The 13,817-nt window shown below is 55.9% G+C and carries 13 protein-coding genes; 5 read left to right on the top strand and 8 right to left on the bottom strand.

Going from position 1 to position 13,817, the window contains the following annotated elements; translation table 11 throughout:
* Positions 1-127: 127 nt before the first annotated feature.
* From phnV to phnR, 5 genes are all read right to left on the bottom strand, one after another.
* Positions 128-925 carry a 2-aminoethylphosphonate ABC transport system, membrane component PhnV gene (phnV, locus tag ACI2JR_RS12795; RefSeq protein ID WP_132729201.1) on the bottom strand — a complete coding sequence of 266 codons (798 nt, stop codon included), beginning with the start codon at positions 923-925 and terminating at the stop codon, positions 128-130.
* 2 nt (positions 926-927) lie between these two features.
* On the bottom strand, positions 928-1,788 hold the full coding sequence (gene phnU / locus ACI2JR_RS12790) for a 2-aminoethylphosphonate ABC transporter permease subunit (protein ID WP_132729473.1): 861 nt from the start codon (positions 1,786-1,788) through the stop codon (positions 928-930).
* A complete protein-coding gene (gene phnT / locus ACI2JR_RS12785; RefSeq protein WP_462478694.1) occupies positions 1,788-2,900 on the bottom strand; it encodes a 2-aminoethylphosphonate ABC transport system ATP-binding subunit PhnT in 1,113 nt (370 codons plus the stop codon). Before phnT ends, phnU begins: the two co-directional genes overlap by 1 nt.
* Positions 2,901-2,905: 5 nt before the next feature.
* Positions 2,906-3,919 carry a 2-aminoethylphosphonate ABC transporter substrate-binding protein gene (gene phnS, locus ACI2JR_RS12780; RefSeq protein WP_132729197.1) on the bottom strand — a complete coding sequence of 338 codons (1,014 nt, stop codon included), beginning with the start codon at positions 3,917-3,919 and terminating at the stop codon, positions 2,906-2,908.
* A gap of 235 nt (positions 3,920-4,154) precedes the next feature.
* Positions 4,155-4,874, bottom strand: a complete 720-nt coding sequence (phnR, locus tag ACI2JR_RS12775) for a phosphonate utilization transcriptional regulator PhnR (RefSeq protein ID WP_132729195.1) — start codon at positions 4,872-4,874, stop codon at positions 4,155-4,157.
* A 140-nt stretch (positions 4,875-5,014) separates the two neighbouring features.
* Between phnR and phnW the strand changes: the two genes are divergently transcribed.
* Positions 5,015-6,118: a 2-aminoethylphosphonate--pyruvate transaminase gene (gene phnW, locus ACI2JR_RS12770; RefSeq protein WP_132729194.1), complete on the top strand. Its 1,104-nt coding sequence runs from the start codon at positions 5,015-5,017 to the stop codon at positions 6,116-6,118.
* Between the two features lie 9 nt (positions 6,119-6,127).
* Positions 6,128-6,937, top strand: coding sequence for a phosphonoacetaldehyde hydrolase (gene phnX, locus ACI2JR_RS12765; RefSeq protein WP_462478693.1), 810 nt, complete (start codon positions 6,128-6,130; stop codon positions 6,935-6,937).
* Between the two features lie 68 nt (positions 6,938-7,005).
* Here the strand turns inward: phnX and nepI are convergent, their stop codons facing one another.
* The 3 genes from nepI to ACI2JR_RS12750 all read right to left on the bottom strand — a co-directional run bounded on the left by nepI (position 7,006) and on the right by ACI2JR_RS12750 (position 9,756).
* On the bottom strand, positions 7,006-8,187 hold the full coding sequence (gene nepI / locus ACI2JR_RS12760; RefSeq protein WP_132729190.1) for a purine ribonucleoside efflux pump NepI: 1,182 nt from the start codon (positions 8,185-8,187) through the stop codon (positions 7,006-7,008).
* A 167-nt stretch (positions 8,188-8,354) separates the two neighbouring features.
* Positions 8,355-8,807 (bottom strand): DUF1198 family protein, encoded by a 453-nt coding sequence (locus tag ACI2JR_RS12755; RefSeq protein WP_132729188.1) that lies wholly within the window; start codon positions 8,805-8,807, stop codon positions 8,355-8,357.
* Positions 8,808-9,000: 193 nt separating this feature from the next.
* Positions 9,001-9,756, bottom strand: coding sequence for an IclR family transcriptional regulator (locus ACI2JR_RS12750; RefSeq protein WP_462478692.1), 756 nt, complete (start codon positions 9,754-9,756; stop codon positions 9,001-9,003).
* A gap of 244 nt (positions 9,757-10,000) precedes the next feature.
* Between ACI2JR_RS12750 and ACI2JR_RS12745 the strand changes: the two genes are divergently transcribed.
* From ACI2JR_RS12745 to ACI2JR_RS12735, 3 genes are all read left to right on the top strand, one after another.
* Positions 10,001-10,900: a dihydrodipicolinate synthase family protein gene (locus ACI2JR_RS12745; protein ID WP_132729184.1), complete on the top strand. Its 900-nt coding sequence runs from the start codon at positions 10,001-10,003 to the stop codon at positions 10,898-10,900.
* A gap of 20 nt (positions 10,901-10,920) precedes the next feature.
* Positions 10,921-12,438: a UxaA family hydrolase gene (locus ACI2JR_RS12740; protein ID WP_462478691.1), complete on the top strand. Its 1,518-nt coding sequence runs from the start codon at positions 10,921-10,923 to the stop codon at positions 12,436-12,438.
* 65 nt (positions 12,439-12,503) lie between these two features.
* Positions 12,504-13,814: an MFS transporter gene (locus ACI2JR_RS12735; protein ID WP_132729180.1), complete on the top strand. Its 1,311-nt coding sequence runs from the start codon at positions 12,504-12,506 to the stop codon at positions 13,812-13,814.
* Positions 13,815-13,817 lie beyond the last annotated feature (3 nt).

Raw genomic sequence — 13,817 nt, 5'->3', positions numbered from 1 at the left:
GGTGGGCAACAAAACATCAGGCATAAAAAACCCGCGGCGCAGAGGCCGCGGGCCAGGGGTCAAAGAGCGAATTGCGCCCTACGGAATAATAAGCTCTCCGCGCAGCATGCCGCCGCCGGGGATGACGTTATTTCGGGCTCATCCGGCGGGCGATACGCTCAAGCTTAATCATCAGCAGCAGCGTCACACCCACCAGCACGATGGTCAGCGCCGAGCCGTCGGCAATATTGCCGCGGTCGGTAAGACTGAAAATCGTCACCGGCAGCGTCGTCCAGCCCGGCGGATAAATCATAACCGTGGCCCCCAGCTCGCCCATCGACAGCGACAAACTCAACGCCAGCGCGGAGATCATCCACGGCGTCATCAGCGGTAAGGTAACGTAACGCAGACGATACCACGGCGATGCGCCAAGGCTGGAGGCAACGCTTTCAATATCCGGCGAAATACGCGCCAGCCCGGTGGAGACATTGCTGAACGTGAACGCCGAAATCAGCACGAAGTGCGCCGCCAGCACAATCCAGAAGGTGCCGTTCATCTGCAATGGTCCCTGGCTGAAGGCCACCAGTATGCCTAACCCAACTGAAACGGAAGGAATCGCACTGGGCAGATAGAACGCCAGCCCGAGATATTTTTGCCACCGGGCGCTGAACTGACGCAGAGACAGCGCCGCCCACATGCCGCATAGCAGGGCGAACAGACTGGCGCAAAAGCCCACCACCAGGCTTGAGAACAGCGAATCCCAGGCCGCGCCGCGAAACGCATTTACGAAGTGTCCGAAGGTAAACCCGGACGGCAGCAGACCGTTCCACTGCTGGCTAAGGCTGGACATCAAAATCACCGCCAGCGGCAGGAAGAAGAACCCGGCAAACAGCACTACCGCCAGGGTTCCCGCCGCAGCACGGCCTTTGCGCGACCAGATTAACATCGTTAGCTCCTTACGCCGGTACGCGCGGCGGCCAGCCGGTAGAGCATAAACAGCCCCAGCGACAGCAGAATATTAATCAGCGCGATCGTGCAGGCCACGCTGTAATCGGACTCCAGAATGGCCTTGCTGTAGACCATCATCGGTAGGGTATTCACCCCTTTCGCGCCGATAAACAGCACGATCCCAAACTCGTTGGTGGTCAACAGCAGGCACAGGCTGCCGCCCGCCATCAGCGCCGGCAGCGCCGCCGGGAAGATCACCTGGGCAATCACCCGCAGCGGATGGGCCCCGAGAATGCTCGCCGCCTCCAGCTGGCTTTTATCAATCTGCCGCAGCCCGGCCATCAGCGGGCGCATCACCAGCGGCGTGAAAACGGTGATCTCCGCCAGAATCACGCCGTTGATGGAATAGAGGAAGTCCACCGGCGGCAGTTCGACATGCAACAACGACATCAGCGTGCCGTTCAGTAACCCCGCAGAGCCATAAATAAAGGTAAAGGCGAGCGTGATCAGAAAGGTCGGCAGAGCAATAAAAGTATCAATCACCCGGCTAATCAGCTGGCTGCCGGGAAACGGAATAAACACCAGAATCAGCGCCAGGACGCTGCCCAGAACCAGGCAACCGAGCGTGGCAAAGACCGCAATATGTAAGGTATTCAGCAACGCGCTGATAAAACGGCGGGAATCAATCACCCGCCAGAAAGTTTCGGGACTCAGGTGACCGCTGGCATCGCGCAGCGCCTGTTCGGCGATCAGCAGCAGCGGATAGAAAAACAGGCTCGCCAGCACCAGCAGCGGCAGCAGGAGCCACAGGAAGGGGCGCAGGCTGAACGCCGGGCGCGAAAGCGTTAACATCTGCGACATCATGATACCTCAATCAGTACCGCGTCGTTCGGTTCAAAGTACAGCGCCAGCCTGTCGCCCGCGCGCGGCAGCGGGTTGACGTGCGTCATCACGATACGTACCGCCTCACCCGCAACATCACACAGCAGATGGGTCAAGTCCCCCTGCCAGCGCACCGAGGTCAGCGTGGCGTTGAGCCGGTTACTGGTCGCCGAGCGGGGTGCCAGGCTCATATGCTGTGGGCGGATACACAGCAGCTTATTATTGCCATGCTGCCCACCCTGACTGAAAGCATGAATCAATCCACCGCCGCAGCTGACGCTGACCAGCCCAGGACCCGCGCTATCGGTCAGCGCCGTGGCCTGCAGAATATTGGCGCGCCCAAGGAATTCGGCGCTAAAGCGGTTGGGCGGATAATGATAAAGCTGATGCGTCTCGCCGTGGGCAATCAGCGAGCCGTCTTTCATGATGCCAATCTTGTCCGCCAGGGTCAGGGCTTCGGTCTGATCGTGGGTGACGTAGAGAATGGTCAGCTCCGGCAGCTCGCGGTGAAGACGGGCAATCTCCTCCACCATGTTATGGCGTATTTGCGCATCCAGCGCCGAGAGCGGCTCGTCGAGCAGCAGCACCCGCGGACGCACGGCAATCGCCCTGGCGATGGCGACGCGCTGCTGCTGACCGCCGGAAAGCTGGTGTGGATAGCGCGTGGCGTAGTCCGCCATCCCGACAATCTTCAGCGCCTCGTTCACTCTGTCAGCAATCAGCGCTTGCGGCTGCTTTTGCGCGCGCAGGCCAAAGGCGACGTTATCTTCCACCTTCATATGCGGGAACAGAGCATAGTTTTGTACCACCATGGCAAGACCACGCTTGTACGGCGGCAGCCCGGTAACATCGGTATCACCAATCAGGATCCGCCCTCCCGCCGGCTGTACAAACCCGGCAATCGCCCGCAGTACCGTGGTTTTGCCGGAACCGGAGGGACCAATCAGCGCCAGCACTTCGCCGGGTTCGATGGTCAATGACAGCGGCTTCAGCACCACGTTGCCGTGGTACGAAACGCGCAGAGAGTCGAGGGTAATTCCAGTGCTCCCCATCATCGACGGGGAGCGGGAAGCAGTCGTTTTCATCAACATCAGGCCTACTCGCTGTCGGTCACTTTATGCCAACGGGCAATGTCTGCCGACAGCGATACGGCCACATCGTCCCAGTTCGGTTCCCAGCTTTTCACGCCGTCAAGCGCCGCTTTTGCCGCCTGATAGTTGCTATCGGTCGGCGTCACGTCGCTGCGTACCGGCAGGCCCCAGGAGAGAGCGCTGACGCGGGTTTGCGCCGCTTTATCCAGCAGGAAGTTGATCAACTTTTTACCGTTTTCGCTCTGCGGGCCATTCTGGACCAGACCCACGGTGTACGGCAGCGCCAGCGCGCTACGTTCGCCCTTATCGTCCGCCGGCCAGAAAATTTTCACATTCGGGTTACGCGCCATCTGCGACAGATTCATCTGCAGATCGCCGTTCGCGACAAACAGCTCGCCTTTGTTCACCAGCGCGGTGAGCTTGCCGGTAGAAGCGGACGGGCCGACGTTATTGGCCTGCAGTTTACCGAGATAGGCAAAACCCGCCTCCTTGCCGCCCAGACTGTGGAACGCCTGCAGCATTACCGCGGTACCGTCGCCGGCCTGGCCCGGCGTCGAGTACTGCAGTTTGTTTTTGTAGCGGCTATCCAACAGCGCCTGCCAGCTTGCCGGGGCGGTTTTCAGCAGCTGGCTGTTGTAGATAAAGGTCAGGTAGTTGTTCACCAGCGGCGAGTAATGGGCATTGGCGCCGGGAATTCGCTCGCTACCCTGCGGGGTAAACTCAGCTAACAGATTTTCTTTGGCGGCGCGCTGGATAAACGGCGGAACGGTCACCAGTACGTCGGCCTGCGGGTTGGTGCGTTCCTTCGCCAGCCGCTCGACGATCGCGCCGGAGCCGCCTTCCACATACTGCACTTTGATGCCCGTCGCTTTGGTGAAGGCGTCGAACTGGTTCTGATACCAGCTGTTGTCGCCATCATGCAGGCCGTCAGCGGAATAGACCGTGACGATCCCATCCGCCCAAACCGGGGAACTGGTCAGTGCGAAAACGGACAGCAGAGCAAGTCGGGAGAGTTTCATCGTGTAAGCCTCATCGGGTTGTCGGTCATTCTGGTCTACACCAGATTTGCCTTCACGCTACCGGGGGTTTATGACAAAACGATGACCGGAATATGTCGGATGGATTAAAGGCGGGGCAATTAAACATCGTGAGCCGGGGTGATCCCGAAAGCAGGGCAGTTTCTCCACCCGACCTGCCGTCGGAAGGCCGTAAAATCAGCCGATGCCGTCGTCCAGGGAGGAAAAATCAGCAAAATCAGTGGGTGTCGACTTCAATGCGCAGGCTATCGTGGCGCCAGTACTCGATATCGTAATCCAGAATACGCCCGTGCTGATCGTAGTTAAGACGGCGCAGCAGCAGCGCCGGGCGCCCTTCCATTACCCCCAGCGCTTCCGCAGCCTGCGGCGGCATCGAAGTGGGATAGAACGACAAATGCATACTGGTATATATCAGGTCGTAATGGGTGTGATAAATCTCAGTCAGACTGCCGTTCAGATCGTGGCGCAGCAGCTCCGGAACGCGGGCCGGCAGGCAGTGGTTTTCGCTATAGCAAATCGCCCGCCCGTCGGCGTAGCGCAGGCGCGTCAGCAGGTAAACCCGATCGAACGGCTGCAGTGCCAGCGGCGTCATTACATCCAGCGGCACCGCGGTTAACCGGCCGTCCAGCAGGACCGTTTTCGGCTCGCGCCCCTGCTCGATGCACAGCTTGTGAAAGTTGGTGTTTTGCGTCGGATCCAGCCACAGACGCTCCGGCGTCACAAACCAGCCGCGGCGATCGGCGCGATAGATCGCGCCGCTGGCCTCCAGCTGCGCCAGGCTCTCACGTACCGTAATACGCGTGGTGTTGAAGATCGCGCACAGTTCGCGCTCTGACGGCAGCTTATCGCCGCTTTTCAACGCGCCATTTTGGATACGCGCCTGCAATTGCGCCTTAATCATCAGGTACTGCGGGATCTCGCCAGAGGGTGATTTCATGTTGACTCGCAAACAAATTTGATAGCGCCATTATACCCACGGAGATGAATTTTTTGTTGCAGCGCGATCTTTTCTTTGACCTTTTGCATCAATTATCACCATCATAAAATCAATCTGGTATAGACCAAATGGTGAGATAAATGACTTCACGTAATTACCTGCTGCTGACCCCCGGCCCGCTGACCACCTCCCGTACGGTGAAAGAGGCGATGTTGTTCGATAGCTGCACCTGGGACGACGATTATAATCTCGGCGTGGTACAGACCATTCGCCAGCAGCTGGTTGAGCTGGCAACGCCTGACGCGGGCTACACCTCCGTCCTGCTACAAGGTAGCGGCAGCTACGCGGTCGAAGCGGTACTCGGCAGCGCCGTCGGCGCCGAAGGCAAAGTGCTGATTATCAGCAACGGCGCCTACGGGGCGCGAATGATCGAGATGGCGGAACTGATGGGTGTCGCCTGCCACGCGTATGATTGCGGGGAAGTGGCCCGTCCGGACGTGGCGACGATCGCGCAGATCCTCGAGGATGACCCGGCGATTACCCACATCGCCATGGTCCACAGCGAAACCACCACCGGGATGCTTAACCCCATCGCCGAGGTGGCGGTGCTGGCGCAGCGCTACGGCAAACGCTATATCGTTGATGCGATGAGCAGCTTTGGCGGCATCCCGATGGACGTTGCCGCGCTGAATATCGACTACCTGATCAGCTCTGCCAACAAGTGCATCCAGGGCGTACCGGGTTTCGCCTTTGTGATTGCCCGCGAGAGCGAACTGCAAACCTGCAAAGGTCGCTCGCACTCGCTGTCGCTCGACCTCTACGCCCAGTGGCGTTGTATGGAAGACAACCATGGAAAGTGGCGCTTTACCTCGCCAACCCATACCGTGCTGGCCTTCGCCCAGGCGCTGAAAGAGCTGGCCGATGAGGGCGGCGTGGCCGCACGCCACCGACGCTACAGCGCCAACCAGCGCCGTCTGGTCGCCGGGATGCGCGCGCTCGGTTTTCAGCCGCTGCTCGACGACAGCCTGCATTCACCGATCATCACCGCGTTTTACTCTCCGGATGCGCCGCAGTACCGCTTTAAAGCGTTCTATCAGCAGCTTAAAGAGCAGGGCTTCGTTATTTATCCGGGCAAAGTCTCACAGAGCGATTGTTTCCGTATCGGCAACATCGGCGAAGTGTATGACGCTGATATCACCGCCCTGCTGACGGCAATCGACAACGCCATGTACTGGAAACACTAAGGAACCGCCATGAACCGTATTACCGCACTGATTCTCGACTGGGCCGGCACCACCGTAGATTTCGGCTCCTTCGCACCGACGCAAATTTTCGTCGAGGCCTTCCATCAGGCGTTTGATGTCGACATTACGCTTGCCGAGGCCCGCGTGCCGATGGGGCTTGGCAAGTGGCAGCATATTGAAGCGCTGGGTAAATTACCCTCCGTGGACGCGCGCTGGCAGGCAAAATTCGGCCGTTCGATGACCGCCGCCGATATTGAGGCGATTTATGCTGCGTTCATGCCGCTGCAAATCGCTAAAGTTGTCGACTTTTCCACCCCTATCGCCGGTGTTGTCGACACCATTGCCGCACTTCGCGCCGAAGGAGTGAAAATTGGCTCCTGTTCCGGTTACCCGCGCCCGGTGATGGAAAAGCTGGTGCCCGCCGCTGCCGCCCAGGGCTATGCGCCGGACTACTGGGTCGCCACCGATGATCTCGCGGCCGGCGGGCGTCCCGGCCCATGGATGGCGCTACAAAACGTGATTGCTCTCGGCATTGATGCCGTCGCCCACTGCGTGAAGGTGGACGACGCTGCGCCGGGGATTAGCGAAGGACTGAACGCCGGGATGTGGAGCGTGGGTCTGGCGGTTTCCGGTAACGAGTTTGGCGCCACCTGGCAGGCATTTCAGGCGATGACGGCAGAAGAGATTGCCACCCGCCGCGAGCAGGCGGCTGAAAAGCTGTACGCCGCCGGGGCGCATTATGTTATCGATACGCTGGCGGACCTGCCGGGAGTGATCGTCGAGATTAACGCCCGGCTGGCGCGGGGCGAACGCCCGTAGATTTCACTCGCCGGTCCCCGCCGCTACCCCGCTCCGCGTCACGCGATCGGGGTTTTATCGCCGACGGGCTACACGCGAACTTTGGTCGCCACCAGCAGCCCGGTCAACAGCATCAGCGCGCCGGAAATCACCAGCGGCGACAGCAGACCGAGATGGTCCAGCGCCACGCCGCCTACCGCCGCGCCACAGGTATTGGCCAGCTGAATAACCGCCACCTGGATCGACCCGGCCTTTTCCGCCTGGTCGGACAGCGAGCGGGTAATCCACGTTGACCACCCCACCGGAATCAGCGCAAAAGCAAAGCCCCAGATAATCGCAACCGTCGACGCCACAACCTGGCTTTCCCCCCACAGCACCAGCGTCGTCGCACAAATCGCCAGCAGCAGCGGCGCAACCGTCAGAGCCATTTTCACCGAACGCTTAAGGATCATCGACGACAGCGAGGTACCGATAAAGCTGGCAATACCGAAGCTCAGCAGCACCAGCGTCAGGCCGTCGACATCAAAACCGGCAAGGGTCATGTAGACCGGACGAATATAGGTAAAGAAGGCAAACTGGCCGGCAAATGCCATGAAAATGGCGCACATCCCGGCCATCACGCCGGGCCGTTTCAGCAGGCCAAACATATTTTGCTGGTGATGCGGCGCTTCGCCGGGTAAAGAGGGCAACACCTTCAGTACCCAAAGGGTACAGAGCACGCCCATTACCGCCGCGGCATTAAAAACGTTACGCCAGCCGATCACGCCGCCCAGAAAACTGCCCAACGGCGCGGCAATCACCAGCGCAATCGACACGGCGCCAAAGATGACCGACAGCGCTTTCGGCACCACCCGCATCGGGACAAGGCGCATCGTCAGCGAGGCGGACATCGCCCAGAAACCGCCTAACGCCAGCCCGAGGCAGGCGCGCCCCACCAGCAGCAGAGCGAAGCTGTTAGCAAAAGAGACCAGCAGACAGGATACCGTCAGCAGAACGGAAAACAGGATCACCACATAGCGCCGGTCGGTGCTGCGGATAATCGAGGTAATAAACAAGCTGGCGAACATGGCCACAAACGCGGTGGTCGTGACCGACTGCCCGGCCAGCCCTTCGGAAATCCCCAGGTCCTGGGCCATTGGCGTGAGCAGGCTAACCGGTAAAAACTCAACGGTAATCAGGCAGGCCACGCAAAAGGCCACCGCAAATACCGCAGACCAGTTTGGCCGCGTTAATTCACTGGCATGTTGTCTGGTTTCATTGAGAGGAGTCATTGGTTACCTGCAAATTTGGATGGCGGAAAAGTTGCGCAGTGTAACATTTTGTTTGTGACTAATTTAACGTTTTGACAACTTTAAGCTTGATTATCGGGCATGAATAAACCGGAACCCGCCAGTAACGGGCCGCTGCGCGATCGGATGTCGGGTGGCAGGTTAGGTAATCAGTGCAGCCAGTGAACGCCGTCCTCGGGTAAAAACAGCGCGTTATAGCGCTGCTGCAGGGCCACCAGCTCGCTCAGCTCTGGCTCCAGCTCGCGAAGAAACCCCTGCGCGAGACGGATCTGCGCATCGGTAACTGGAGCCGCCAGACGGGATTTTTGCATCAGCCGATACCAGTAATGCAGGTTCTGCTCGCTGCCATCGACGATGCCAACCTGCCAGATCAGCAGGACCTGGGCTGCGTTTTGCAAATGCGCTTCGTTGGGACGTTCAAGATAGCGAAGGTACTCATTCCCGGCGCTTTTCCCCAGCTGATCGATCATCGATTCCAGCGGCACCGGGGTAATGCCTAATCGCTCGCTCAGGCGGCGAATAGCACGGCGTGAATCAGAGGTAAGTACCCGAAATCCGACAACAAATACTACCACCAGCGTGGCCAATCCTAACCAGATCATGCTTCCTCTCATTCTACCGCAGCCCCACTATCATAATGGGAATTTGCCCGCTGTCGACTCCCGGGCATAGCATAATGTGACTTATCGCGGCTGGGGCCAGCCATGATGAGAGTCGGCTGTCTTAAACAGCCGAAAATAGCGGATGCGCATCACGGAATTCGGTACGAGAAACGGCTCCGCGAGGTGGGGCGAATTAAACCAGTTTTGCCGAGAGAGCCTGGCATGCCTCGCGAACCAGAACGGAGTATCGGGGAATGCGCTCTTTGGGCATTTGCAGCTCCACGCCGCTGATGCTGACCGCGGCAATCACTTCCCGGGAACGGTTAAAGACCGGAGCCGCAATACAATAAATGCCCGGCGAATCTTCCGCGTTGTCAAATGCCCACCCTTGCTCACGAATCCTGGCAAACTCCTGCATCAAAAGGGTTTTTCTGGTGATCGTCGTAGCGGTAAAGCTCGGAAGCCTCTCTTCCGGTAACAGCTGGTCTATTTTTTCTGCAGGTAGCCAGGCACATAGCGCTTTCCCCACCCCAGAACTGTGCAGAGGCAGCTTTTTACCCACCCAGGTACGAATACCGATTGGCTGTGTATTCTCAAGTTTCAGTACATAGATCGGCGCGACTTCATCAAGAATGCCAAGATGACAGGTCAGATCGGTTTGTTCTCTCAGCTTTTCCAGCACAGGCAGCGCGACGTTGCGAATATCAAACTGCTCCAGCGAGCGGTTTCCCCACTCATAAAGCTTTAGCCCGAGGAAAAAACGCCCTTTCTCCAGGCGCAATAAATGGTGATCAACCAACGCATTGAGCAACGAGGACGTGCTGCTTTTCGGTAAACCCAAATCCTGCTGAATCTGGCTGAATGTGGCGCCGGGCGAATTGAACAGGTAATTACAGATTTTGACTGTCTTATCGAGGGCGGGTACCGGTGTTGTTATATCCTTGTTCATACGCAAATTGATCTTTTGATTCATACACTCCCATCAGTATACCCCATTCTATTCTCTCCGCGATGAGGCTTTTTTGCACAAACCCGTGACCTCCCTGGCTCCGCCGGGCATTCCGTTTTAAATACGACACGAGTCACAATTGTTCATTAGTTCTACAAAAACCGTTGACGAAATGCGCGATGTTTTGCTGTACTTTATTCAACATACAGAACATTAGTTCCATATATAGAACAAAGGAGTTAGAATGACAGCCGTATTTAAGGGTGTATTTCCACCGGTACCAACCATTGTCAATGAACAAGGTGAACTCGATCGTCCAGGCATGGCCCGCATGCTGGATCATGTGATAGCCAATGGCGCTGACGGGGTGCTGATCCTTGGCAGCGGCGGGGAGTTTTGCCATTTATCGAACTGCCAACGTAAAGAGATTGCTGAATTTTGTCTCCAGCATATAAAAGGGAGGGTCCCGGTACTAATGGGTATCGCCTGTGCCGGTACGGCGGAAACCATTGAACTGGGTTTACATGCCCAGCAGCATGGTGCGGATGGCGTACTCGTCGTTAATCCCTATTATGCCAAATTAAGTGACGAAGCGCGTTATACCCATTATAAGCGGGTCGCAGACGCATTAAACACCCCCGTATTTCTCTATAATTTTCCCGAACTGACCGGTCAGGATATTGGCATTGAGGTCATTACGCGTCTGGCCCGGGACGTGCCCAACATCGTTGGTATTAAAGACACCATTGATAACATCAGCCATACCCGCGAAATCATCAATCGGGTACATGCTTTTCGCCCGGATTTCATCATATTTAGCGGTTATGACGAATACATGCTGGATACCCTGCTGTTGGGTGGTCACGGCGGTATTCCCGCGACGTTTAATTTCGCGCCGCAGATTACGCGCGGGATTTACCAGGCGTTCCTTGATGGCGATATGACTTCTGCCGGTCTTTACCAAAAACAGCTGGCCAGGCTTTCCCCGCTGTATGCCCTTGAGCAACCGTTTTTTGGCGTGATTAAAGCGGCAATAAATTTAAGTGGCCTGGATATTTCTACTGCCGTGGTACCGCCAGCGCTGCCGCTCAATGCCGAGAAAACGGAGTACGTTAAAAACGTTCTGGCCCGCATTAGCCAATAAATTCTTAGAGAGCAATGTCAATGAACACGAATCCTGTACTCAAACTAAATGATAAAGATGATGTCGTCATCGCCAGACAACCGGTCGCCGCCGGTACCTGGCTTCCTGAAGAACAATTGAAAACCCTCAGCGATATCCCCGCCGGTCATAAAATTGCCATTCGTGATATTGCCGCAGGTGAAGCGGTAAAACGCTACGGACAGATTATCGGGTTTGCTACCCAGTCTATTCGTCGTGGTGAGCATATTCATATGCAAAACCTCGGCATGGGCGATTTTGAGCGCGAGTATGGTTGGGGGGAAGACTGTCATACCCTGCCGCCTGCCGGGCACCAGGATACATTTATGGGCATACGCCGGGCCGATGGACGGGCAGCAACCCGCAACTACATTGGCGTACTGAGCTCAGTTAACTGCAGCGCTACCGTTGTCAAAGCCATTGAAGATCACTTTCGGCTTCATGGTCTCGGCGACTATCCCAACGTGGATGGCGTTGTCGCGCTACCACAAAGTTTTGGTTGCGCCATTGGTTCAAAAAGCGAATCGATGGAGGTCATGCGTCGAACCATGGCGGGTTATGCCACTCATGTAAATTTTGCTGGCGTGATCATCATTGGTCTCGGATGTGAATCCAGCCAAATCAAAGATATGATGAACGCCCATGGCTTAAGCGATGGTCCCATGCTGCACAGCTTCACGATTCAGGAGATCGGCGGTACCCGCCATGCTATTGCCAGGGGCATTGAGCTCATCAACGAAATGCTGCCGCAGGCAAACCGGGTGCAACGGGAGCCGATTCCCGCGGCAGAAATCATTCTGGCCCTTGAATGTGGGGGGTCAGATAGCTATTCCGGTATCTCTGCCAATCCCGCGCTCGGTTACGCGGTTGATAAACTGGTGCAGCAAGGGGGTACCGCAATCCTCTCTGAAACGTCAGAGATCTATGGTGCTGAGCATCTCCTGACCCGCCGCGCCGTCACTCGTGAAGTCGGTGAAAAACTCATCGCTCGTATTCATTGGTGGGAAGATTATTGTCGCCGTACCGGGAGCGAGATGAACAATAACCCCTCAGCGGGTAATAAAGTTGGTGGACTGACCACCATCCTGGAAAAATCGCTTGGGGGAATTGCTAAGGCCGGAACCACAAATTTAACCGCTGTTTATGAATATGCCGAACCGGTAACGGAAAAAGGATTCGTATTTATGGATACCCCCGGGTATGACCCCATTGCGGTCACCGGGCAAATTGCCGGAGGCGCAAATCTGCTGTGCTTCACGACTGGCCGCGGTTCTGCGTTTGGCTCTAAACCCACCCCAAGCCTGAAACTCGCCACCAACAACACCTTATGGCAACGCCAGCAGGAAGATATGGATATTAATTGCGGCACCATTGTTGAAGGTGAAGAGACAATTGCACAGGTCGGTGAACGTTTATATCAAATGATCCTTGAAATGGCGTCCGGTAAAAAAACAAAAAGCGAAGAGTTTGGTTATGGTAGCCAGGAGTTTGTTCCCTGGACTATCGGTTCCATTATGTAAGTTACCCTGATAATTATAATACCTCGTATCGCCATGCTCATTATTGGGCATGGCAAGGAGCATCTATGTCTCATGTCAATGTCCATACTGAAGAAGAAAAGCTCAAAGCGACAACGGTAAGATGGCGAATATTTATTGTCATGCTTATTCTGGGAGCAATTAACTATATTGACCGTACCTCTTTATCCATTGCCATGCCCTATATTACCGATGAATTCGGCATTACCGACACGCGTGTTGTTGGTGTTATTCACAGTGCATTCTTCTGGGCCTATGCGCTCATGCAAATACCCAGCGGGGTCATTGCTGACAAATTTAAAGCCCGAAATATTATTGCTATCGCCACAATTTTATGGGGTGCATTTCAGGCCATCGCCGCCCTCTGTCATTCTATTTTTACCCTCTCAATTTCACGCATTGGACTGGGTATCGCCGAGTCCCCCATTATGCCCGCGGGCGCAAAACTGATGGGGACCTGGCTGACCCCGACTGAACGCGGCCGCGGCTCAATGCTGCTGGATGGCGGCGCGCCGTTAGGTACCGCACTGGGTGCCGTCATCATTGCCGGGCTTATTGCTCAGTTTGACTCCTGGCGGATGGCCTTCATCATTGCCGGGGTGGGGACTATCGCTATAGGTCTTATTGCCTGGTGGTATATTCGTACCTATCCTTCTGAACACCCTGGGATTAACAAAGCTGAACTGGATCATATTACTGAAGCCAATGGAGATTCCACCGCTGGTAAAAAATATCGTCTCGCAGATATCAAACCTTATTTAAAACAACGTAATGTCATTGCGTTAATTTGTGGGTGGGTATGCTATAGCTTTGTCTTCTATGGTCTCATGACCTGGCTGCCATTATATTTCCAGGCTACCTACGGCTTCGATATTAAGTCTATGGGTGGCGCCATGGCAATTATTTTCCTGCTGTGTTTTGTCGGCCAACTAACCGGCGGCTACATCATGGATAAATGGCGCAGTAAAGGCGGTAAAACCAGTCGCGTTATGCATACCATGCTGGCGATTTCAGCTATTACTGCTGGCATAGGGATATTTCTTTGCGCGCAAAGCAGTACGCCAGGCGTCGCGATTACGCTGCTCACTATCGCCCTGTTCCCTCTGCGTTGGGCAAGCGTCTACTGGTCTATTCCGGGTCTTCTTGGCGCTCAATCCGTAGCGGGGACGATCTGCGGCACCATGAACTTTACCAGCAATCTGTTCGCCGCCATCCTGCCGATTTTTATCGGTTTCCTTGTGCAATTCACCGGTAATTATTATGCCGCAATGATGTTCTTCGCCCTCGCAGCGGTGGGGTATCTCGTCTGCTCTTTGAGCATCAATTTCGATAAGAAAATGGAAATTTCAGAGCAGTAACTA

Origin of the sequence: Klebsiella sp. NPDC088457 (assembly GCF_044900465.1) — a bacterium.
GTDB lineage: Bacteria > Pseudomonadota > Gammaproteobacteria > Enterobacterales > Enterobacteriaceae > Klebsiella.
This window is presented reverse-complemented; position numbering and strand designations above follow the sequence as displayed.